19 protein-coding genes, 3 tRNA genes and 1 pseudogene are annotated in these 20,783 nt (G+C 69.1%); 1 reads left to right on the forward strand and 22 read right to left on the reverse strand.

All coding sequences use genetic code 11. The annotated features are described in order from the left end of the window. The 4 genes and pseudogenes from FHG89_RS33225 to rpoB all read right to left on the reverse strand — a co-directional run. A pseudogene (locus tag FHG89_RS33225) lies at window positions 1-278 on the reverse strand (hypothetical protein); the annotation flags it as partial. Between the two features lie 101 nt (window positions 279-379). Then, complete coding sequence (locus FHG89_RS02385; RefSeq protein WP_139582400.1) at window positions 380-748, reverse strand: hypothetical protein; 369 nt, start codon at window positions 746-748, stop codon at window positions 380-382. Window positions 749-840: 92 nt separating this feature from the next. Further along, on the reverse strand, window positions 841-4,731 hold the full coding sequence (locus FHG89_RS02390; RefSeq protein ID WP_139582401.1) for a DNA-directed RNA polymerase subunit beta': 3,891 nt from the start codon (window positions 4,729-4,731) through the stop codon (window positions 841-843). Window positions 4,732-4,811: 80 nt separating this feature from the next. Then, a complete protein-coding gene (gene rpoB, locus FHG89_RS02395) occupies window positions 4,812-8,243 on the reverse strand; it encodes a DNA-directed RNA polymerase subunit beta (RefSeq protein ID WP_139582402.1) in 3,432 nt (1,143 codons plus the stop codon). A 439-nt stretch (window positions 8,244-8,682) separates the two neighbouring features. Here rpoB and FHG89_RS32745 point away from each other — a divergent pair, with 439 nt between their 5' ends. Continuing rightward, window positions 8,683-8,823: a hypothetical protein gene (locus FHG89_RS32745; RefSeq protein WP_167517328.1), complete on the forward strand. Its 141-nt coding sequence runs from the start codon at window positions 8,683-8,685 to the stop codon at window positions 8,821-8,823. Here FHG89_RS32745 and rplL read toward each other — a convergent pair. The 18 genes from rplL to FHG89_RS02475 all read right to left on the reverse strand — a co-directional run bounded on the left by rplL (window position 8,816) and on the right by FHG89_RS02475 (window position 20,585). Continuing rightward, entirely contained in the window at window positions 8,816-9,199 is a 384-nt protein-coding gene (rplL, locus tag FHG89_RS02400) for a 50S ribosomal protein L7/L12 (RefSeq protein ID WP_139582403.1), read from the reverse strand. The two genes, FHG89_RS32745 and rplL, sit on opposite strands and share 8 nt — an antisense overlap. Window positions 9,200-9,253: 54 nt before the next feature. Then, complete coding sequence (gene rplJ / locus FHG89_RS02405) at window positions 9,254-9,799, reverse strand: 50S ribosomal protein L10 (RefSeq protein WP_074314622.1); 546 nt, start codon at window positions 9,797-9,799, stop codon at window positions 9,254-9,256. A 343-nt stretch (window positions 9,800-10,142) separates the two neighbouring features. After that, entirely contained in the window at window positions 10,143-10,832 is a 690-nt protein-coding gene (locus tag FHG89_RS02410; protein ID WP_139582405.1) for a hypothetical protein, read from the reverse strand. Further along, complete coding sequence (locus tag FHG89_RS02415) at window positions 10,829-11,638, reverse strand: ABC transporter ATP-binding protein (RefSeq protein ID WP_139582407.1); 810 nt, start codon at window positions 11,636-11,638, stop codon at window positions 10,829-10,831. Before FHG89_RS02415 ends, FHG89_RS02410 begins: the two co-directional genes overlap by 4 nt. Before the next feature lie 81 nt (window positions 11,639-11,719). Continuing rightward, window positions 11,720-12,436 (reverse strand): 50S ribosomal protein L1, encoded by a 717-nt coding sequence (rplA, locus tag FHG89_RS02420; RefSeq protein WP_139582408.1) that lies wholly within the window; start codon window positions 12,434-12,436, stop codon window positions 11,720-11,722. A gap of 77 nt (window positions 12,437-12,513) precedes the next feature. Continuing rightward, the gene (gene rplK, locus FHG89_RS02425; RefSeq protein WP_139582410.1) at window positions 12,514-12,945 is read right to left on the reverse strand and encodes a 50S ribosomal protein L11; all 432 of its coding nucleotides are present in this window, start codon (window positions 12,943-12,945) and stop codon (window positions 12,514-12,516) included. Between the two features lie 189 nt (window positions 12,946-13,134). Beyond that, window positions 13,135-13,857, reverse strand: a complete 723-nt coding sequence (nusG, locus tag FHG89_RS02430; RefSeq protein ID WP_139582412.1) for a transcription termination/antitermination protein NusG — start codon at window positions 13,855-13,857, stop codon at window positions 13,135-13,137. Between the two features lie 40 nt (window positions 13,858-13,897). Then, window positions 13,898-14,290: a preprotein translocase subunit SecE gene (gene secE, locus FHG89_RS02435; protein WP_139582414.1), complete on the reverse strand. Its 393-nt coding sequence runs from the start codon at window positions 14,288-14,290 to the stop codon at window positions 13,898-13,900. A 213-nt stretch (window positions 14,291-14,503) separates the two neighbouring features. Then, a tRNA-Trp gene (locus FHG89_RS02440) sits at window positions 14,504-14,576 on the reverse strand. 130 nt (window positions 14,577-14,706) lie between these two features. Continuing rightward, window positions 14,707-15,099, reverse strand: a complete 393-nt coding sequence (locus FHG89_RS02445) for a MaoC family dehydratase (RefSeq protein WP_139582415.1) — start codon at window positions 15,097-15,099, stop codon at window positions 14,707-14,709. A gap of 1 nt (window position 15,100) precedes the next feature. Continuing rightward, window positions 15,101-15,547, reverse strand: coding sequence for a MaoC family dehydratase N-terminal domain-containing protein (locus tag FHG89_RS02450; protein ID WP_139582417.1), 447 nt, complete (start codon window positions 15,545-15,547; stop codon window positions 15,101-15,103). 130 nt (window positions 15,548-15,677) lie between these two features. After that, complete coding sequence (gene rpmG / locus FHG89_RS02455) at window positions 15,678-15,845, reverse strand: 50S ribosomal protein L33 (RefSeq protein ID WP_007073056.1); 168 nt, start codon at window positions 15,843-15,845, stop codon at window positions 15,678-15,680. A gap of 132 nt (window positions 15,846-15,977) precedes the next feature. After that, window positions 15,978-16,050, reverse strand: a tRNA-Met gene (locus FHG89_RS02460). A 24-nt stretch (window positions 16,051-16,074) separates the two neighbouring features. Continuing rightward, a tRNA-Thr gene (locus FHG89_RS02465) sits at window positions 16,075-16,147 on the reverse strand. 93 nt (window positions 16,148-16,240) lie between these two features. Then, window positions 16,241-18,769, reverse strand: a complete 2,529-nt coding sequence (locus FHG89_RS02470; protein WP_139582419.1) for a putative bifunctional diguanylate cyclase/phosphodiesterase — start codon at window positions 18,767-18,769, stop codon at window positions 16,241-16,243. Between the two features lie 113 nt (window positions 18,770-18,882). Then, window positions 18,883-19,014 (reverse strand): hypothetical protein, encoded by a 132-nt coding sequence (locus FHG89_RS34080; protein WP_280116047.1) that lies wholly within the window; start codon window positions 19,012-19,014, stop codon window positions 18,883-18,885. Window positions 19,015-19,388: 374 nt separating this feature from the next. Further along, the gene (locus tag FHG89_RS34255) at window positions 19,389-19,664 is read right to left on the reverse strand and encodes a hypothetical protein (protein WP_341874238.1); all 276 of its coding nucleotides are present in this window, start codon (window positions 19,662-19,664) and stop codon (window positions 19,389-19,391) included. Between the two features lie 9 nt (window positions 19,665-19,673). Further along, the gene (locus tag FHG89_RS02475; RefSeq protein ID WP_341874239.1) at window positions 19,674-20,585 is read right to left on the reverse strand and encodes an epoxide hydrolase family protein; all 912 of its coding nucleotides are present in this window, start codon (window positions 20,583-20,585) and stop codon (window positions 19,674-19,676) included. Between the last annotated feature and the right edge of the window lie 198 nt (window positions 20,586-20,783).

The raw sequence follows: 20,783 nt of genomic DNA on the forward strand, positions 1-20,783 counted from the left end.
CCCCAAGCCTGCGCGTCCGGGCGCGGGGCGTCCCCCTGCGGCGAAGGGGGCGGCGACGCGTCGGCGGCGGGCGGCTCCTGCTGCCCACTCGGGTCGGGCCGCGCCCAGTCGCTCGGCGCGGCCGGAGCCTGCTCCGCCGGCACCGGGTCCGCCGGCACCGGGTCCGCCGGCACCGGGTCCGCCGGCCGGTTCGCTGCCTCGGGCGGGGTTGGCGGCGGAGCCGACGCGCCAGGTTGCCCGGCCGGTTCGTCCGCCGGGGGCCGCGCCGGTTCCGTCACGAGGTCCTCCTGTCGAAAGGCCACCACCGCCGTGCGGCGGACACCGGCCAGGCTACCGCCGGGGGTCACGCCCCCCACGCCGGGCGCGACCGCTGATCGGGTCAGTCCATGTTCGTCGGGTAGTCGTGGCCGAACGGCGAACCCGCCAACCGGACCACGCCGATCACCACTGCGATCACCACGCTGACCGCGACCAGCACCAGGCCGATCCAGGCCATCCGCTCCCCCCGCCGCAGCCATGCGCCGCCGGTCAGGAAACCCCCTGAGGCGTACGCCTCGCGGCGCGCCTGCCGGGACAGGTGGAGCGCCACCGTCGCCGGCACCACCCCACCGATGAACAGACCGGTGAGCATCCCGAGCAGTCCGAGCGCGAAGACCGCCCGCGCCTTCGTGGCATGCGCCGGGTCGGGGTCCAGCGGGTGCCGTGGGGCCTGCTGCGCGCTGGACACCTGGCCGGCTGCGGTGGTCATGCCCCCATTCTGCCGAACCGGGTGCGCGGGTGGGCAGGTCCGGACACGACGAGGCCCCCGGCAGGTGCCGGGGGCCTCGTCGGTGTCAGTGCTTAGCGGTACGACCCGAAGTCGAAGTCGTCCAGCGGCACAGCCTGCCCGCTGGCCGGCCCGAACCCGTAGTCGGTCTCCGGGTAACCGGTCATCGAGTAGACCTTGGCCTTGGCCTCCTCGGTCGGCTCCACCCGGACGTTGCGGTACTTGCTGATGCCAGTACCGGCCGGGATGAGCTTACCGATGATCACGTTCTCCTTGAGGCCGACCAGCGAGTCGCTGCGCGAGTTGATCGCAGCGTCGGTCAGCACCCGGGTGGTCTCCTGGAAGGAGGCCGCCGAGAGCCAGGAGTCGGTGGCCAGCGAGGCCTTGGTGATACCCATCAGCACCGGACGACCGGCGGCGGGCTCGCCGCCCTCCGACACGAGCCGGCGGTTCTCCGACTCGAACAGCGCCCGGTCGACGAGCACACCCGGCAGGAACTCGGTCGAGCCGGAGTCGATGACCGTCACCCGCTTGAGCATCTGGCGGATGATGATCTCGATGTGCTTGTCGTGGATGAGCACGCCCTGCGAGCGGTAGACCTCCTGGACCTCCTGGGTCAGGTGGACCTGGACCGCACGCGGACCGAGGATGCGCAGCAGCTCGTGCGGGTCGATGGTGCCCTCGGTGAGCTTCTCGCCGACCTCGACGTGACCGCCGTCGTGGGTACGCAGACGCACCCGCTTGGAGATCTTGTCGTAGACGATCTCGTCGCTGCCGTCGTCCGGCACCACGATGATCTTCCGCGAGCGCTCGCCGTCCTCGATCCGGATCCGACCCGGGGTGTCGGCGATGGGCGCCTTACCCTTCGGGACCCGGGCCTCGAAGATTTCCTGGACACGCGGCAGACCCTGGGTGATGTCCTCACCCGCGACACCACCGGTGTGGAAGGTACGCATCGTCAGCTGCGTACCCGGCTCACCGATCGACTGGGCGGCGATGATGCCTACCGCCTCGCCGACGTCAACGGTCTTGCCGGTCGGCAGCGAACGCCCGTAGCAGGCACCGCAGACACCCAGCTTCGACTCGCAGGTGAGCACGCTGCGCACCCGGACCGTCTCCACGCCGGCGGCGACGATCTTGTCGACCCCGATGGAGTTGATGTCCTGACCCCGCTCGGCGACGACGGTGCCGTCCGGCCCCTTGATGTCGTCGGCCAGGGTACGGGCGTGCACGCTGGTCTCGGCGTGCTCGTGCACGACCAGCCTGCCGTCCTCCAGGCGCTCGCCGATCTGCATCGGGATCGCCCGGTCGGTGCCGCAGTCCTCCTCGCGGATGATCACGTCCTGGGAGACGTCCACCAGACGACGGGTCAGGTAACCCGAGTCGGCGGTCCGCAGCGCGGTGTCGGCGAGACCCTTACGGGCGCCGTGCGTGGAGATGAAGTACTCCAGCACGGACAGACCCTCCCGGTAGCTGGCCTTGATCGGCCGCGGGATGATCTCGCCCTTCGGGTTGGCCACCAGACCACGGATCGCCGCGATCTGCCGGAGCTGGAGCAGGTTACCGCGGGCACCCGAGTTGATCATCTTCCACAGTGGGTTCTCCTGCGGCAGCGCGGTGTCCATCTCCTTGGCGACCTCGTTGGTCGCCTTGGTCCAGATCTCGATGAGTTCGCCGCGACGCTCCTCGGCGGTCATCAGACCACGCTGGTACTGCTTGTCGATCCGGTCGGCTTCCTTCTCGTACTTCGCCAGGATCTCCGCCTTGCGCGGCGGAGCGATGACGTCCTCCATGCCGATCGTCACGCCGGACCAGGTGGCCCAGTGGAAACCGGCCTCCTTGAGCCCGTCCAGGGTGGCCGCCAGGGCCACCTTGGGGAAGCGCTCGGCGAGGTCGTTGACGATCGCGGAGAGCTGACCCTTGCGGATCTCGTAGTTCACGAAGCGGTAGCCCTGCGGCAGCGTCTCGTTGAACAGCACCCGACCGAGGGTGGTCTCCACGGTCAGCGGCTCACCCTCGACCCAGCCCTCCGGGGCGGTCCACGCCTCGGCGCCGGCGCCGTTGTCGACACCGATCACGCCACGCAGACGGATCTTCACCGGAGCCTGCAGGTGCAGCTCACCGTTGTCGAACGCCATCCGCGCCTCGGCGTCCGAGCTGAACGCCCGGCCCTCGCCCTTCTCACCGGCGGTGAGGTGGGTGAGGTGGTACAGGCCGATGACCATGTCCTGGGTGGGCATGGTGACCGGCTTGCCGTCGGCCGGCTTGAGGATGTTGTTCGACGACAGCATCAGGATCCGTGCCTCGGCCTGGGCCTCGGCGGACAGCGGCACGTGCACCGCCATCTGGTCACCATCGAAGTCCGCGTTGAACGCGGTGCAGACCAGCGGGTGGATCTGGATCGCCTTGCCCTCGACCAGCTGCGGCTCGAAGGCCTGGATGCCCAGGCGGTGCAGGGTCGGCGCGCGGTTCAGCAGCACCGGGTGCTCGCCGATGACCTCTTCCAGCACGTCCCACACGACCGGGCGCTGACGCTCGACCATCCGCTTGGCGGACTTGATGTTCTGTGCGTGGTTGAGGTCGACCAGCCGCTTCATCACGAACGGCTTGAACAGCTCCAGCGCCATCTGCTTGGGCAGACCACACTGGTGCAGCTTGAGCTTCGGGCCGACCACGATGACCGAACGGCCGGAGTAGTCGACGCGCTTGCCCAGCAGGTTCTGACGGAAGCGGCCCTGCTTGCCCTTGAGCATGTCGGACAGCGACTTGAGCGGGCGGTTACCCGGACCGGTGACCGGCCGGCCGCGGCGGCCGTTGTCGAACAGCGCGTCGACGGCCTCCTGGAGCATCCGCTTCTCGTTGTTGACGATGATCTCGGGCGCGCCGAGGTCGATCAGCCGCTTGAGGCGGTTGTTCCGGTTGATCACGCGGCGGTACAGGTCGTTCAGGTCCGAGGTCGCGAACCGGCCACCGTCGAGCTGCACCATCGGGCGCAGGTCCGGCGGGATGACCGGGACGCAGTCCAGCACCATGCCGAGCGGCGAGTTGCGGGTGTTCAGGAACGCCGCCACGACCTTGAGCCGCTTGAGCGCCCGGATCTTCCGCTGGCCCTTGCCGGACCGGATGGTCTCGCGCAGGCTCTCGGCCTCGGCGTCGAGGTCCATGTTCTGGACCAGCGCCTTGATCGCCTCGGCGCCCATCGAACCGGTGAAGTACTCACCGAACCGGTCACGCAGCTCGCGGTAGAGCAGCTCGTCGGTGACCAGCTGCTTCGGCTCCAGCTTGCGGAAGGTGTCCAGCACCTCGTCCAGGCGGTCGATCTCGCGCTGGGCCCGGTCGCGGATCTGGCGCATCTCGCGCTCTCCGCCCTCCTTGACCTTGCGCCGGACGTCCGCCTTGGCACCCTCGGCCTCCAGCTCGGCCAGGTCGGCCTCGAGCTTGGCGGCCCGCTTCTCGATCTCCGAGTCGCGGCTGTTCTCGGACTGCCGCTTCTCGGCGAGGATCTCGTTCTCGATCGTCGAGAGGTCACGGTGACGCGACTCCGCGTCCACGCTCGTCACGACGTACGAGGCGAAGTAGATGATCTTCTCGAGGTCCTTGGGGGCGAGGTCCAGCAGGTAACCCAGCCGGCTCGGAACGCCCTTGAAGTACCAGATGTGGGTCACCGGAGCGGCGAGCTCGATGTGCCCCATCCGCTCACGACGGACCTTGGAGCGAGTCACCTCGACGCCGCAGCGCTCACAGATGATGCCCTTGAACCGGACGCGCTTGTACTTACCGCAGTAGCACTCCCAGTCCCGCTGCGGACCGAAGATCTTCTCGCAGAAGAGCCCGTCCTTTTCCGGCTTCAGGGTGCGGTAGTTGATCGTCTCAGGCTTCTTGACCTCGCCGTGCGACCACTGACGGATGTCGTCGGCGGTGGCGAGACCAATGCGCAGCTCGTCGAAGAAGTTGACGTCGAGCACTATGTCCCCTATGTCGTCGTCTGTACTGCTAATTCTCGGGTGGGGTCGGGGGCCGGCGAGCCGGCCCCCGACCGCTCACCTCAGACCTCTTCGACCGAGCTCGGCTCGCGCCGGGACAGGTCGATGCCCAGCTCCTCAGCGGCCCGGAACACCTCGTCGTCGGTCTCGCGCATCTCCAGGGCCACGCCGTCGCTGGAGAGCACCTCAACGTTGAGGCACAGCGACTGCAGCTCCTTGAGCAGCACCTTGAACGACTCCGGGATGCCCGGCTCCGGGATGTTCTCGCCCTTGACGATGGCCTCGTAGACCTTCACCCGGCCGAGCACGTCGTCGGACTTGATCGTGAGCAGCTCCTGCAGGGCGTACGCGGCGCCGTACGCCTGCATCGCCCAGCACTCCATCTCACCGAAACGCTGACCACCGAACTGCGCCTTACCACCCAGCGGCTGCTGCGTGATCATCGAGTACGGGCCGGTCGACCGAGCGTGGATCTTGTCGTCGACCAGGTGGTTCAGCTTCAGGATGTAGATGTAGCCGACCGCGATCGGGTCCGGCAGAGGCTCACCGGAACGACCGTCGAACAGCTGCGCCTTGCCACTGGAACCGATCAGCTGCTTGCCGTCACGGTTGGGCAGCGTCGACGACAGCAGGCCGGAGATCTCGGCCTCCCGTGCGCCGTCGAAGACCGGGGTGGCCACGTTCGTGTCCCCCTCGGACTCGTGCGCGTCGATCGAGCGCAGCTGCCGCTTCCAGTCGGTGTCGTCGCCTTCGACCTTCCAACCGGTCTTGGCGACCCAACCGAGGTGGGTCTCCAACACCTGGCCGATGTTCATCCGGCTCGGCACACCCAGCGGGTTGAGCACGATGTCGACCGGGGTGCCGTCCTCCAGGAACGGCATGTCCTCGATCGGCAGGATCTTCGAGATGACACCCTTGTTGCCGTGTCGGCCGGCGAGCTTGTCGCCGTCCTGGATCTTGCGCTTCTGGGCGACGTAGACCCGGACCAGCTCGTTGACGCCCGGCGGCAGCTCGTCGCCGTCCTCGCGGGAGAACGTCCGCACACCGATGACCGTGCCGGTCTCGCCGTGCGGCACCTTCAGCGAGGTGTCCCGGACCTCACGCGCCTTCTCACCGAAGATCGCGCGAAGCAGCCGCTCCTCCGGGGTCAGCTCGGTCTCGCCCTTCGGCGTGACCTTGCCGACCAGGATGTCGCCGGGGACGACCTCGGCGCCGATCCGGATGATGCCGCGCTCGTCGAGGTCAGCGAGCATTTCCTCGCTGACGTTCGGGATGTCGCGGGTGATCTCCTCCGGGCCGAGCTTGGTGTCCCGGGCGTCGACCTCGTGCTCCTCGATGTGGATCGAGGTGAGCACGTCCTGCTGCACGAGGCGCTGCGACAGGATGATCGCGTCCTCGTAGTTGTGCCCCTCCCAGGTCATGAAGGCCACGAGCAGGTTGCGCCCGAGTGCCATCTCGCCCTCGTCGGTGCACGGCCCGTCGGCGATGACCTGACCGGCCTCGACGCGGTCGCCCTCGAAGACCACCGGCTTCTGGTTGACGCAGGAGCCGGCGTTGGAGCGGCGGAACTTGTGCAGCAGGTACGTCCGGCGGTGACCGTCGTCCTGGTGGATGGTGACGTAGTCGGCGCAGAGATCCTCGATCACACCGCCGACCTCGGCGACAACCACGTCGCCCGCGTCGACCGCGGCCCGGTACTCCATGCCCGTACCCACAAGCGGCGCCTCGGCCTTGACCAGCGGCACCGCCTGGCGCTGCATGTTCGCGCCCATCAGTGCCCGGTTGGCGTCGTCGTGCTCGAGGAACGGGATCATGGCGGTCGCGACCGAGGTCATCTGCCGCGGCGAGACGTCCATGTAGTCGACGGCGCCGGGGACGACGTCCTCGGTCTCACCGCCCTTACGACGACACAGGACCCGGTCCTCGGCGAACGTGCCGTCAGCCTTCAACGGCGCGTTGGCCTGGGCCTTGACGAACCGGTCCTCCTCGTCCGCGGTCAGGTAGTCGATCTGGTCGGTGACCCGACCCTCGACGACCTTCCGGTACGGCGTCTCGATGAAGCCGAACGGGTTGACCCGGGCGAAGGTGGACAGCGCGCCGATCAGGCCGATGTTCGGGCCTTCCGGCGTCTCGATCGGGCACATCCGGCCGTAGTGGGACGGGTGCACGTCGCGGACCTCGAAGCCGGCCCGCTCGCGGGACAGACCACCCGGGCCGAGCGCGCTCAGCCGACGCCGGTGGGTCAGGCCCGCCAGCGGGTTGGTCTGGTCCATGAACTGGGACAGCTGCGACGTACCGAAGAACTCCTTGATCGCCGCCACCACCGGGCGGATGTTGATCAGGGTCTGCGGCGTGATCGCCTCGACGTCCTGCGTGGTCATCCGCTCGCGGACGACCCGCTCCATGCGGGAGAGGCCGACCCGAACCTGGTTCTGGATCAGCTCACCCACGGTGCGCAGGCGCCGGTTGCCGAAGTGGTCGATGTCGTCGGCCTCGTAGCCCTCCTCACCGGCGTGCAGCCGGCACAGGTACTCCACGGTGGCGACGATGTCGTCCTCGGTGAGCGTGCCGGTGGTGATCGGCACGTCCACTTCGAGCTTCTTGTTGAACTTGTAGCGCCCGACCTTGGCGACGTCGTACCGCTTCGGGTTGAAGAAGAGGTTGTCGAGCAGGGTCTGGGCGTTCTCGCGCGTCGGCGGCTCGCCAGGGCGCAGCTTGCGGTAGATGTCTAGCAGGGCCTCATCCTGGCCGGCGATGTGGTCCTTCTCGAGCGTGGTCATCATCAGCTCGGACCAGCCGAACCGCTCGCGGATCCGCTCGGCCGACCATCCGATGGCCTTGAGCAGGACCGTGACGGCCTGCCGGCGCTTGCGGTCGATGCGTACGCCGACCGTGTCGCGCTTGTCGATGTCGAACTCCAGCCAGGCACCCCGACTCGGGATGACCTTGACGCTGGAGAGGTCGCGGTCGGAGGTCTTGTCCGGCTGCTTGTCGAAGTACACGCCCGGGGACCGGACGAGCTGGCTGACCACGACGCGCTCGGTGCCGTTGATGACGAAGGTGCCCTTGGGCGTCATCATCGGGAAGTCACCCATGAACACCGTCTGGCTCTTGATCTCGCCAGTGGTGTTGTTGGTGAACTCCGCGGTCACGAAGAGCGGAGCGCAGTAGGTCAGGTCCTTCTCCTTGCACTCCTCGATCGAGGCCTTGACCTCGTCGAAGCGCGGCGCCGAGAAGGAGAGCGACATGGTGCCGGAGAAGTCCTCAATGGGACTGATCTCTTCAAGGATCTCCGCGAGACCCGAGCGTGCGTGCGGGTCGTCCGCCGACCGGCCCTGCCAAGCCTCGTTGCCCACGAGCCAGTCGAAGGACTCGTTCTGGATGGCAAGGAGGTTGGGGACCTCGAGGTGTTCGGTGATCCTGCCGAATGAAACTCGGCGGGGAGCGAATGCGCTCGACGTACGACTGGTCTTCGCAGGGCGGGAAGCTGCCAAGATGCGTCCTTCCGAGGACCGGTGCTGCAGAACGGCTGGTACGCGTGCACTCCAATGACCCCACCAGAAATATCCGTAAACGGACATTTCCGAGCAGGGGTCAAGTCGGAAGGCAGCGCAAACTAGCAGTGTAGCCGAGAGGCTAACCGCTGTCCAGCCCACCCCGCAGGTCGTTTGCGGAACGCGCCTCGGCCCCCGTCAACCGGGGTCTGCCGGGCCGCTCGGAACGCAACGTCCCCACTGGGCCGCGCGGGTTGCCGCGGCCGTTGGTGCCGCCGCTGTCATTACCCACGTTGTGGCCGTCGCAAGCGCGGTGTCTTGCTGGTGTCAGCGTGCCTGGCAGCCCGGGGCCGCGTCAAGGGCCGGTATCCGGGTCGTCCGTTCTTTCCCACCGGAGGTGGACCCGCAGTCCTCGTTCAGGCCGGTGCATCCCGGACGGATGCCCAGCTCAGAACGGGTGGACGTCGGATCCACCAACACGGCGGGCGGCGATCCGTGTCGGATCACCGCCCGCCGCGACGCGATCATGTCGCGGCTCACCGAGCCGGGGCACGCGCCTGTGGAACGTCAGGTCACTTGAGGGTGACCTTGGCGCCCTCGCCCTCGAGCTTGGCCTTCGCCTTCTCGGCGGTCTCCTTGTTGACCTTCTCCAGGATGGCCTTCGGCGCGGACTCGACCGCGTCCTTGGCCTCCTTGAGGCCCAGGCCGGTCAGCTCACGCACGACCTTGATGACCTGGATCTTCTTGCCGCCGTCAGCCTCGAGGACGACGTCGAACTCGTCCTTCTCCGGCTCGGCCTCGGCGGCGGCCGGGGCGGCACCCGGGCCGGCCATCGCGACCGGAGCCGCGGCGGTGACCTCGAAGGTGTCCTCGAACTGCTTCACGAACTCGGAGAGCTCGATCAGCGTCATCTCCTTGAACGCGTCGAGCAGCTCGTCGGTGCTGAGCTTCGCCATGTCTGGCGTCCTTTCCTGAATCTGTTAAGTAAGACTTGGTGCGTCGGGACGGCCTCAGGCCGCCTCGGCGCTCTCCTTCTCGCGCTTGTCCTGCAGTGCAGCCGCCAGACGGGCGGTCTTCGACAGCGGGGCCTGGAACAGGGCCGCGGCCTTGCTCAGGTTGCCCTTCATCGCGCCGGCCAGCTTGGCCAGCAGCACCTCGCGGGACTCCAGGTCGGCGAGCTTCGTGACCTCGGCCGCGGAAATGGCCTTGCCCTCGAAGACACCGCCCTTGATGACGAGCTTCGGGTTGGCCTTCGCGAAGTCGCGAAGGCCCTTCGCCGCCTCGACGACGTCGCCCGAAACGAAAGTCAGCGCGGTAGGACCGGTGAACAGCTCGTCGAGGCCGTTGATGCCCGCGTCCGTCGCAGCACGCTTCGCCAGCGTGTTCTTCGCGACCGTGTAGCTGGTCTCGGCGCCGAGCGAGCGCCGGAGCTGGGTGAGCTGGGAAACCGTCAGACCGCGGTACTCGGTCAGCACGGTGGCGCCCGCGTTGCGGAAGCTCTCGGTCAGCTCAGCGACGGCCGTGGCCTTGTCGGCTCGGATCGGCTTGTCCGCCATGTCCCTCCTCTCTCGTTCATCGAGGCTGGTCCCCGTCACGGCCGGAGCCGGAGACGGGGGCGGAGGCAGCGCGACAACGAGAAAGCCCCGGCGCAGGGCGCACGGGGCGAGGGCCGGCGGATCGACACGGTCGGCGGACCATGCTCACTGCCGAGTTACGCTTGCCGCCCTGCGCGGGTCGCCCGTCTGTCGCGGGACCTTCGACCGTGCCGGAGCACGGTGACCAGCGGTCTCTGGGTGGTTCCTCATCCGTAACGAACACGGATGACTGTTGAAGAGTACGCGCCCGTGCCACCAGCGCCAAATCGCCCCCGGTGAGCCGGGCCACCACCGCCGCCGGCGGTCAGCCCTGGGCCCGCCGTCGCCACAGGTAGCCGCCGACCACCGCGGCGCTCCAGGCCAGCGCCCACAGGGTCAGGCCGAGCAGGGTGAGCGCGGCGGCGTCGCCCGCCGCTGTCCGGGCCGTGGCCATGATCGGCGGAGCCAACCAGGGGACCGCCGAGCCGTTCAGGCCCAGCACCACCGCGCCGACACCGCCGAGCGCCAGCACGGCGACGCCGTACCCGGCGCCACCCACCGACGCCCGGCTGGCCAACGCGCCAAGAGCAACAGCGGCGGGTACGACAAGCAGGTGCGCCCACAGCCCCAGCGCGAGCCCGGCCGGCACCGACCGATCCCCCGGGTCGACCGGGCCGGTGACCCCGCCGACCAGCCACGGGAAGACCAGCGCGACGGCCACCGTCAGCAGTGCCGCCACCCCGGCGGCGAGCAGACCCGCCGCCCGCTCCCGGGCCACCCCGACGGTCACCTGGGCGAGCCGGCGCTGCACGTCCGGCTCGACGTCCAACAAGATCTTGGTCTGCCAGGCGAGCACCGGAAAGAGCACCACCGCGGAGACTCCGTACGCCTCCGCCGGCTGGGCCCGGCCGCCCCCGTACAGCGTGCCGAGCGCGACGAGACCCGCGAGCAGTGGCGCCAGCGCCCGCCCGGTACGCAGGAAGCCGACCAGCCGCAGCCGGACCAGGGCGGTCACCGGGCCTCCCCCACGACCGGCGGGGCCAGTGCGGCCGGCGGGGCTGACGGCTGGGGCTGGGGTGCGTCGGTCGAGGTGTCGGGGCGTACCCGAAGGATCTGGTGGCCCTCGGCCCGCAGGCGGGCGATGGTGCTGGCGACCCGCGCGGACGGCACCGCGACCTCGACCACCGCGACGGTCTCGTCCGCGGACGGCGTCTCCTCGGTCAACGCACCGTCGGCCACCGTCCAGCGGCGCGCCCCGGGCAGCCGGATCGTCTCACCGCGATGGTCACTGACCAGGACCGCGCCGTCGGCGGCGAGCACCTCGTCGATCAGCTCGGGGACCAGCTCACGGGTCGCGGCGTCCAGCCCCTCCCACGGCTCGTCGAGAACCAGCAGGCCCGGCGGGCGCAGCATCGCCTGGGCGAGGCCCACCTTCTGCGCGGTGCCCTTGGACAGTTCCGGCAGGCGAACCGCGCGGAACCGGGCCAGGCCGAGCCGGTCCGTCCAGGCGGTCACGGCGTCGTCGGCCGCGGCGCGGCTCAGGCCGGCCACCCGCGCCATCCCGGTCAGATAGCGGGCCACGGTGAACGGCTGGTCGGCGGGGAAACGCTCCGGCACCCAGCCGACCCTGCCCGGGCGGTCGGTGACCCGGCCCTGGCCCGGTCTGAGCACCCCGGCGGCCACCTGGAGCAGCGTCGACTTGCCCACCCCGTTGCGGCCCAGGACGACCGCCACCTCACCCGGACCGATCCGCACGTCCACCCCGCGCAGCACCCACGGCCCCCGCCGGTGGTACCGCAACCAGACGTTCTCCAGCCGCATGCGGTGAGCCTGCCACAACACGAACGCGCCGGGGCGCCGCCACGGTCGTGGCGGCGCCCCGGCGGAGCGAACTGGTCGGGCTCAGGCCTCGGCCGAGTCCTCCTGGAGGTTCTTCACCACGTTCGGGTCGACCGGGACACCCGGGCCCATCGTGGTGGTCAGGATGACCTTGCGGAGGTACTTGCCCTTCGCCGCGGACGGCTTGGCCCGCAGCACCTCGTCGAGCACCGCCGCGTAGTTGTCCACCAGCTGGCTCTCCGAGAAGGAGGCCTTGCCGATGATCAGGTGCAGGTTGGAGTGCTTGTCCACCCGGAAGGTGATCTTGCCGCCCTTGATGTCCTGCACCGCCTTGGTGACGTCCATGGTCACCGTGCCGGTCTTCGGGTTCGGCATGAGACCGCGCGGGCCCAGGATCCGCGCGATCCGGCCGATCTTGGCCATCTGGTCCGGCGTGGCGATCGCCGCGTCGAAGTCGAGCCAACCACCCTGGATCCGGGCGACCAGCTCGTCGGTGCCCACCTCGTCCGCACCCGCCGCGACAGCCTCCTCGGCCTTCGCGCCGCCGGCGAAGACGATCACGCGGGCGGTCTTACCGGTGCCGTGCGGCAGGTTGACCGTGCCGCGGACCATCTGGTCCGCCTTGCGGGGGTCGACGCCGAGGCGCATGGCGACCTCGACCGTGGCGTCGAACTTGACGTTGGTGGTCTCCTTGGCCAGCTTCACGGCCTCGGCGGGGGTGTAGAGCTTGGACCGGTCGATGACGTCGGCGGCCTTGCGGTAGCTCTTGCTGCGCTGCATTGCTGATTACTCCTGTGGTCTCTGGCGGGCCGCTCGGCGCGAGCCCTCCCACGATCGGGTCTTCGGCGGGGCCGACGTCAGTCGTTGACGGTGATGCCCATCGACCGGGCGGTGCCGGCGATGATCTTCTCGGCCTGGTCCAGGTCGTTGGCGTTGAGGTCGGCCATCTTCTTCTCGGCGATCTCACGCAGCTGGGCGCGGCTGACCGAGCCGACCTTCTCGCTCTGCGGAACGCCGGAACCCTTCTGCACACCGGCGGCCTTGATCAGCAGCCGGGCGGCGGGCGGGGTCTTCAGCACGAAGCTGAAGGACCGGTCCTCGAACACGCTGATCTCGGCGGGGACGATGTCGCCCCGCTGGGACTCGGTCTGCGCGTTGTAGGACTTGCAGAACTCCATGATGTTCACGCCGTGCTGGCCGAGCGCGGGGCCGACCGGCGGCGCCGGCGTGGCCTGGCCCGCCGGCAGCTGAAGCGTGAACGTCTTGACGAGCTTCTTCTTCGGAGGCATGTCACTTCCTGGGGCTTGGAGCTGGGAAAATGCGGCTGACACCGCCCTGGCAGGCGCGCACGGTCAGCGCGGCGCGACAGCGGCGACGTTCAAGAGTAGCGCAGGCCGCAGCCCGCTCGTCCGCCGAGGTCGAGCGGGGAGGGCGTACGCCGACGTCGGCGGCGGGCCGGGCCCGCCGCCGACGACCGGTCAGATCTTGGCGACCTGGTTGAAGTTGAGCTCCACCGGGGTCTCCCGGCCGAAGATCGACACCAGCACCTTGAGCTTCTGCTGGTCGGCGTTGATCTCGCTGATCGTGGCCGGCAGCGACGCGAACGCGCCGTCGGTGACGGTGACCGAGTCACCCACCTCGAAGTCGAGGACCTTGATCTCCGGCTTCGCCTTCTTCTGCTCGGTCTCGACGGCCGGCGCCAGCCACTTCAGCACCTCGTCGAGCGAGAGCGGCGCGGGCCGGTCGGCCCGGTCGGTCGCGCCGACGAAACCGGTCACACCCGGGGTGTTACGGACACACGAGTACGACTCGGCGGTCAACTCCATCCGGACCAGGATGTAACCGGGGAAGACCTTGGCCTGGATCTGCGAACGCTTACCGTTCTTGACCTCGACCTCTTCCCGGGTCGGCACCTCGACCTGGTAGATGAAGTCCTCCATGTCGAGGCTCGTGATCCGGGTCTCGAGGTTGGTCTTGACCTTGTTCTCGTAGCCGGCGTACGAGTGCACCACGTACCAGTCGCCCGGCGCGTAACGCAGCTTCTGCCTCAGCTCGGCGACGGGGTCGTACTCCTCGTCGGGCTCGGGCTCGGTCGTTGGGAACTCCGGCTCGCTGGCGGCCTCGACCGACTCGTCACCAGCCGCCGTCGCGACGGTGGACTGCTCGTCCACCGGTCCGGCGGTCTCGTCGTACTCAGGCACGCTCGCTCACTTCCGTCACTATCGGCTGGAGGCCAGCCGGTCAGCTCGAGTTGCCGAAGACAAACAGCACGACCTTGGCGAAGCCGTAGTCCAGCACACCGACGATCGTCAGCATCACCGCGACGAACGTCACCACCACGGCGGTGTAAGTCAGCAACTCCTTGCGGGTCGGCCAGATGACCTTACGCAGTTCGGCCACGACCTCGCGGAAAAACCGGGCGACACGGCCGAAGACGCCCACCCGACCGGTCTCCGACCGGGTGGTCGGCCGGCTGTCCGCCGACTCCGCGCGGGCACGCGACCGCGTCGCGGTGCCTCCCCGGGAGACCGGCTCGTCCGCGCTGGAGGCGTCGTCGTCGGCTACCTCGTCGACGACCTCGTCGTCCAGACGATCGTCGCCGGCGTCCTCGCCGCGCCGCTTGTTGTCGGCCACTTCGCCCTCCGTCGCGGAATCTGGGGTCGCACGCCGGGTGGCGTGCGCGGCGCTGGTCACGCCGGCCGGGCCCAACCGTCCCGCGACGGGCCGCGGCCGGTGGATCAACCGGAGGGCCCGAATGCCTCGGAACCACCCCGCCGATGCCACCACCACGGGCCGGACGCCGCCTTGTCGGCGGCGCGACCCACGGGAACGGTCAGGCCTGAGGCGCAGGGGTGACAGGACTTGAACCTGCAGCCTGCGGTTTTGGAGACCGCTGCTCTGCCAATTGAGCTACACCCCTGTGCGGCAACACTCGCCCCACGCGGCCACAGACGACCGAGCAGGGGTCACTTGCCCCACGGCGGACCAGTGTACGGGTAGCCGCCCGACTTTCCCAACCGGTCTCCCCCGCCACGCGTGGCGGGGGTTGTTCAGCGTGCCGTCCGGATGGTCGCCCGAGCCTGCGACAGCACCTTCTCGCCCAGACAGGTGGCTGTCACATCGAGCCGGGTGAGGCCCTCCTCGGTCACCTCACGGACCACCGCGGTGACCTCGACCTCGGTGCCCTGGTCGTCGTCGGGGACCACCACGGGCCGGGTGAACCGGACGCCGTACTCGACCACCGCGTCGGGCGACCCGGCCCACTCGGTGACCGCCCGGCCGACCAGGGCCATGGTGAACATGCCGTGGGCGATCACCCCGGGCAGGCCCACCTTGGTGGCGACCCGGTCGCTCCAGTGGATCGGGTTGAAGTCACCCGAGGCGCCGGCGTACTGGACCAGATCCGCGCGGGTCACCCGGAACGTCTTGGCTGCCAGCTCCATCTCAGGCCTCCCCGCGTACGACGTACTTGGCCCAGACGGCCACGACCGGTTCCCCGCCGACGGTGCGCACATCGGTGCGGGTGGTCAGGAAGCCGTGCCCGCCCCGGGTGCTGACGTCCTCGATCGTGTTGACGCAGACCAGCTCGTCACCGGCCACCACCGGCCGGGTGTACGCGAACCGCTGGTCGCCGTGCACCAGGCGGCTGTAGTCGACGCCCAGCGCCGGATCCTCGATGATCTGCCGGCTCGCGGCCATCGTGAGCACCACCGGGAAGGTCGGCGGGGCGACCACGTCCGGGTGACCGAGCGCCTGGGCCGCCTCCGGCTCGTGGTGGGCCGGGTCGTTGGCACCGATGGCGGTGGCGAACTCACGGATCTTTTCTCGGCCCACCTGGTAGGGGGCGGTCGGCGGATACGTCCGGCCGACGAAGGAAGGGTCCAGAGGCATGTCGCGAACCTACACGGAAAGCACAATCGCCGATCTGCTCGGTCGACAGCGGCGTTGGCCGCGCCGTACCGGTCAGATCGGCGATCGGGAAAGCTTTCAGAACGACGGCCGGCGCGGGGCCGGCCAGCGATCAGCGGGTCTCGCGGTGGACCGTGTGCCGACCGTCACGCGGGCAGAACTTCTTCAGCTCGATGCGGTCGGGGTCGTTGCGCCGGTTCTTGCGCGTGATGTAGTTGCGCTCCTTGCACTCCACACACGCCAAAGTGATCTTCGGCCGGACATCGGTAGCCTTCGCCACGGCGGAGTGCCTTCCTCGCTAACGGAAACAACTACGACGCGCCAGCCTAGTTGCTGACTGCGCGGACATGCAAAGTGGGCGCCAGTGGCGCCCATCTCCACGACCACCGGGAACGAGCCCGGAAGACGAGAGTAGCGGTGGCCGGACTTGAACCGGCGACACAGCGATTATGAGCCGCTTGCTCTGCCATCTGAGCTACACCGCCGCGGTGGGTCCAGCTGAACCCTCGAGCCCCCTTACGGAATCGAACCGTAGACCTTCTCCTTACCATGGAGACGCTCTGCCGACTGAGCTAAGGGGGCCTGCGCGAACTCCCCGTGGGGCGCGCAGAAGTTAGAATACACGGCCCGGGTCAGCAGGTGAAATCGGATCCCCGGTGATCGTCTACGCCCAGCTCAGGGCACGACACGCAGGCGCGGAAGCTCCCCGGCGGAGACCGTTTCCGGGTCCACCTGAGCGCCGAACCAGGCAGCCAGCCGCTCGTACGGCAGCGGCCGACTGAACAGGAATCCCTGCCCGATCTCGCAGCCGATGTCCTGAAGAAGCTCCAGGGTCAGCTCGCTCTCCACGCCCTCGGCGACCACGGCCAGACCGAACTGCTGGGAGAGCGTCACCACCGCATTGACGATCGCCAGGTCCCCCGGGTCGGTCGCCATGCCCTGCACGAACGAGCGGTCCACCTTCACCTCGTGCACCGGCAGCCGGCGCAGGTGAGCCAGGGACGAGTCTCCGGTACCGAAGTCGTCCACCGACAGCCGTACGCCGAGATCGCGCAACCGGTGCAGGGTCGGGATGGGCCGGTCCGTGCCGTCCAGCACCCCCGCCTCGGTGATCTCCAGGGTGAGGCGCTGCGCCGGCACCCCGTACTCGGTCAGCAACTCCTGCACCCGGTCCGGGAAGTGCTGGTCGGTGAGCGTGCGGGCGGCGAGGTTGACCGCGATGGGCAGCGGCTGGTTGGCGTCGGCCCAGTCGCGGCTGCGTCGCAGCCCCTCGCGGAGCACCACCTCGGTGAGCCGGCTCAGCTGGCCGGTGTGCTCGGCCACCGCGACGAAGTCCTCCGGAGCGACAGTGCCGTGCGTGGGGTGCTCCCAGCGGGCCAGGCACTCCACCCCGACCAGCCGGCGGTCCCGCAACGTCACCTTGGGCTGGAAGTAGACCTCCAGCTCGTCCTGGTCCAATGCCTGGCGCAGGTCGCCGGCGAGACCCAGCCGGCGCAGCGACCGCGACTCCAGGCCCGGGTTGAACAACTGCACGCTGCCCGGCACCGACTTGGCGGCAGTCGCCGCCAGGTCCACCCGCAGCAGCAGGGTCGCCGCGTCGCTGCCATGATCCGGGTGTACGGCCACCCCGACGGCGGTGTTCACGTCGAGGGTGAGCGCGTCGAAGACCATCTCGTCCCGGATCTGGTCGCGCAGCTGACCGGCCAGCTCCAGCGCGGCTTCCGCGCTCTCCAACCGCAGTGTCACCAGGAACTCGTCGCCGCTGGCCCGGCCGACCAGGGCCGACGACGGCGCACTGGCCCGCAGACGGTTGGCGACCTCGACGAGGACCTTGTCCCCCGCCGCGTGGCCGAGGGACTCGTTGACCTGGCGCAGGCCGTCGACGTCGAAGAGCAGCAGGGCCACCACCTCGCCGTCCGTACGGATCTTGACCGACTCCTCCAGCGCGGCGGTGATCCGTCTGCGGTTGGGCAGCTTGGTCAGGGCGTCGTGGTACGCGTCGTGCCGCAGCCGGTCGACCAGTCGGGAATTCTCGAGCGCGACGCCGGCATGGGCGGCCACCGTCTCGAAGACGGGAATGTCGGCCTGGGCAAAATGGCCGACGTCGCTGAGCCGGTTGACCACCTCCAGCGTCCCGATCACCGCCTGCCCCGACCAGAGCGGAACCACTATCGCGTCCTTGGCACCCGCTGCCCGCAACAGCGCGGACCGTTCCCGGTCCTCACCGAAGCGGACTCCCAGGGCGACCGGCTTCCGCTGGGCCACAACGGACTCGCGCAGTGCCGCCGGGATCTCGGAGAAGTCGAGCAGCCCCCGGCCGTCGACCCGGGCGGTGAGCAACACCTCGGGGTGCCGCCCCTGGGCGGGCAGCCACAGGGTCGCGTACTCCGCCTGCATCAGCGCGCGCACCCGGCCGAGCAGGGCGTCCGGCAACGTGCCGTCCTGCCCGCTCTGACCCATCGCGCGGGTCAGTTCGTAGATGTCGGCGAGGGTCCGGTGCTGGCGTAGGAACTGGGCATAGGCGCGGTAGACCACGGCCACCGTCACGGCGAGAGCGGCCAGCAGGAGCAGTGACCAACGGGTGGTGCTCACCGCGATCACAATGATCAACCCGACGGTGACGTTGACCCCGGCGGCCAGCAGCGGCACGGTCGAGGTGCGGACGACCTCCAGACCGGCCTGGGAACCCTGGAGGAGGGTGATCACGGCGACGACTGCGGCCAGCGTCACGAGCGTGATCGTGCTGACCGCCGCGAAGAGGATGCCCCAGGTGCCCGGCCCGACCCCCCTGACCGGCGGAAGCGCCAACAGCACCAGACCGCCCAGTGAGGTGGCGGCGGCGGATCGCGCGACGTTGAACGCGAACTTGGCGACACCCAACCGGCGCCGCACCTGCGTGATCAGAGCCGCCAACGTGGCCACCAGGACGACAGTCAGCGGCGGCAGATAGTAGAGCGCCAGGACGAGCGGGATCTCGGTGACCGTCGCCGAGAGCGTCTGTCGCCGTACGACGAAGCTCAACACCGGGAGATGAGCGGCGATCAGCGCGACGAGCAGCAGCCCGGCCGGACCCCAGTTGCCGTAGGGCTCAGGGTCCACCAGGGCGATCAGCAGACAACCGAACACAGCGATGAACGCGAGCGGCCCGGTGATGAACCAGGCCAGGTCTGTGCGACGTCGCGAACCGATCGTGCGGCTGCTCATCCTGCTCCCTCGCCGTCACGAAGAGTCACCTGCGGTGTCGACGGACGGCTACCGCCGACACCGCCGACACCGCAGAGACGATGACGGTCAGCTAACAGGAACCGTGGAATACGTCAGTTCCACTCGAACTCGAGAGTCCGAACGGTGCCGCTGTCCGGCACCCCGGTGAATGCTCCGACACCAACGAACAGGGAGAGCAGCATCAGGGTCGAACCAAGCAGCCGACCCAACTTCTGAGTGGGCATCTGTGGGGCTCCTGTCACAAGAGGCACGGCGAGGGGTGGAGGTTCCATGATGGTGCCACACGCGAAGAGGCCAACAAAGCCTCCGCGTGCCGGCTCCCCCTGCACGACGGCAAGTCCGACCGATCGTCAGGCCGTGTTGCCTGGTGTGGTGATGCCTGCCCATCCGTCACGCCCCGCAGCGGTTCGTCAGGTGATCACTCCGACCTTCCTCGCCAAAGAGCCGGAAACACCTCCGGTCGCCCATTCGACTGTCGGAGAGGCCGCACGACGGGCAACCACCGTTCTATCAGAACCACCCGACAAGGCCAATACCCATCGATGGATGCGCCGGCCGCACGGAGGTGTTCGTTCCGGTGTCGCGACCGCCCGCGGGCTCAGGACCTGCGCAGTGGCCGGAACGCGGCCCGCACCTCGCCGGAGAATATTTCCGGCACCTCCCAGGCGGCGAAGTGGCCGCCGCTGTCCACCTCGTTGAAGTAGGCGAGGCCCGGATAGACCGCCTGGGCCCAACTGCGCGGGGCCGCCCAGATCTCGCCGGGGAAGGTCGTGAAGGCGACCGGCACCGCAACCGGCGGAGGTGCCTGGCCGGAGGCGGCGACCGCGGCCAGTGCCCGCGTGGACTCCCAGTACCACCGGGGCTGCCGAGGCACCGGCGCCCGTCAGCCAGTACAGCGTGATGTTGTCGACGGCGGACTCCCGGGTGAGGCCGCCGACCGGCGCCCCGTCGACGAACGCGCGGGACATCTTGTAGTAGCTGTCGGTGTCGTGGTCGAGCATCCAGGCCGCCAGCCCGATCGGCGAATCCAGCAGGGAGTAGCCGATCGTCTGCGGTCGGGTCGACTGCTCCAGGAAGTAGCCGAAGCCATCCTTCGTAACAGGTTGAGCGCGTCGCGGGCCGCCCGTTCCTGCTCGGACTGCGCGGGCAGCTTGTCCTTGATGCCGATCGCCCCGGCGAGCAGGTTGAGATGGATGCCGAGCAGCCCCTCGGGCGCCTGGCGGCCCGTCGCGTCCGTGACGGAGGCGCCCACGTCACCGCCCTGGGCGACGTAGCGCGGGTAGCCGAGGCGGTCCATCAGCACCGCCCAGGCGCGGGCGATGCGGTTGGAATCCCAACCCGGCTCGGTCGGCTCGCCCGAGAACCCGTAACCGGGCAGGGACGGCAGCACCAGGTGGAACGCGTCCTCGGGAGCACCGCCGTGCGCGGTCGGATCGGTGAGCGGAGCGATGACCCCGAGCAGTTCGGCGACCGAACCCGGCCAGCCGTGCGTCATGATCAGCGGAAGGGCGTTCTCGTGCTGTGACCGCACGTGGATGAAGTGGATCTCGACGCCGTCGATGACTGTCGTGTACTGCGGCAGAGCGTTCAACCTCGCCTCGAACGCGCGCCAGTCGTATTCGGTCGTCCAGTAACGGGCCAACTCCTGAACCGTCGCCAACTGCACGCCCTGCGAGCGATCCGACACCAGCTCCCGGTTGGGCCAACGCATCGCCTCGATCCGGCGACGCAGGTCAGTGATCGCGTCCTGCGGAGCATCGAGCCGGAAGGGGTGGATCTCGGTGTCTTCGGGCATGTTCCCCTCCTGCCGCGAGCCGGGTCGACCGGTGCGCTGGGCGCCACCGGGCTGGCAACGCGCTCAGTCTCGCAGCGGGCCAGCGGCCGGCGGACCCAAACCGGATTTCCGCTCGCGTTGGCGGCTGCGGCTCGACCACACAAACGACAACGGCCCCTGATCAGCATTCCTGCTGGTCAGGGGCCGTGTCTGCACCTG

Source organism: Micromonospora orduensis (assembly GCF_006228125.1).
Taxonomy (GTDB): Bacteria; Actinomycetota; Actinomycetes; order Mycobacteriales; family Micromonosporaceae; genus Micromonospora; species Micromonospora orduensis.

Excerpts from the sequence above, each read along its gene's own strand:
- FHG89_RS02385 (WP_139582400.1), bottom strand. The coding sequence starts at position 748 with ATGACCACCGCAGCCGGCCAGGTGTCCAGCGCGCAGCAGGCCCCACGG.
- FHG89_RS32745 (WP_167517328.1), top strand. The coding sequence starts at position 8,683 with ATGCCCAGCTCAGAACGGGTGGACGTCGGATCCACCAACACGGCGGGC.
- rplL (WP_139582403.1), bottom strand. The coding sequence starts at position 9,199 with ATGGCGAAGCTCAGCACCGACGAGCTGCTCGACGCGTTCAAGGAGATG.
- rplJ (WP_074314622.1), bottom strand. The coding sequence starts at position 9,799 with ATGGCGGACAAGCCGATCCGAGCCGACAAGGCCACGGCCGTCGCTGAG.
- FHG89_RS02415 (WP_139582407.1), bottom strand. The coding sequence starts at position 11,638 with ATGCGGCTGGAGAACGTCTGGTTGCGGTACCACCGGCGGGGGCCGTGG.
- rplA (WP_139582408.1), bottom strand. The coding sequence starts at position 12,436 with ATGCAGCGCAGCAAGAGCTACCGCAAGGCCGCCGACGTCATCGACCGG.
- rplK (WP_139582410.1), bottom strand. The coding sequence starts at position 12,945 with ATGCCTCCGAAGAAGAAGCTCGTCAAGACGTTCACGCTTCAGCTGCCG.
- FHG89_RS02445 (WP_139582415.1), bottom strand. The coding sequence starts at position 15,099 with ATGGAGCTGGCAGCCAAGACGTTCCGGGTGACCCGCGCGGATCTGGTC.
- FHG89_RS02450 (WP_139582417.1), bottom strand. The coding sequence starts at position 15,547 with ATGCCTCTGGACCCTTCCTTCGTCGGCCGGACGTATCCGCCGACCGCC.
- FHG89_RS02470 (WP_139582419.1), bottom strand. The coding sequence starts at position 18,769 with ATGAGCAGCCGCACGATCGGTTCGCGACGTCGCACAGACCTGGCCTGG.
- FHG89_RS34080 (WP_280116047.1), bottom strand. The coding sequence starts at position 19,014 with ATGCCCACTCAGAAGTTGGGTCGGCTGCTTGGTTCGACCCTGATGCTG.
- FHG89_RS02475 (WP_341874239.1), bottom strand. The coding sequence starts at position 20,585 with ATGCCCGAAGACACCGAGATCCACCCCTTCCGGCTCGATGCTCCGCAG.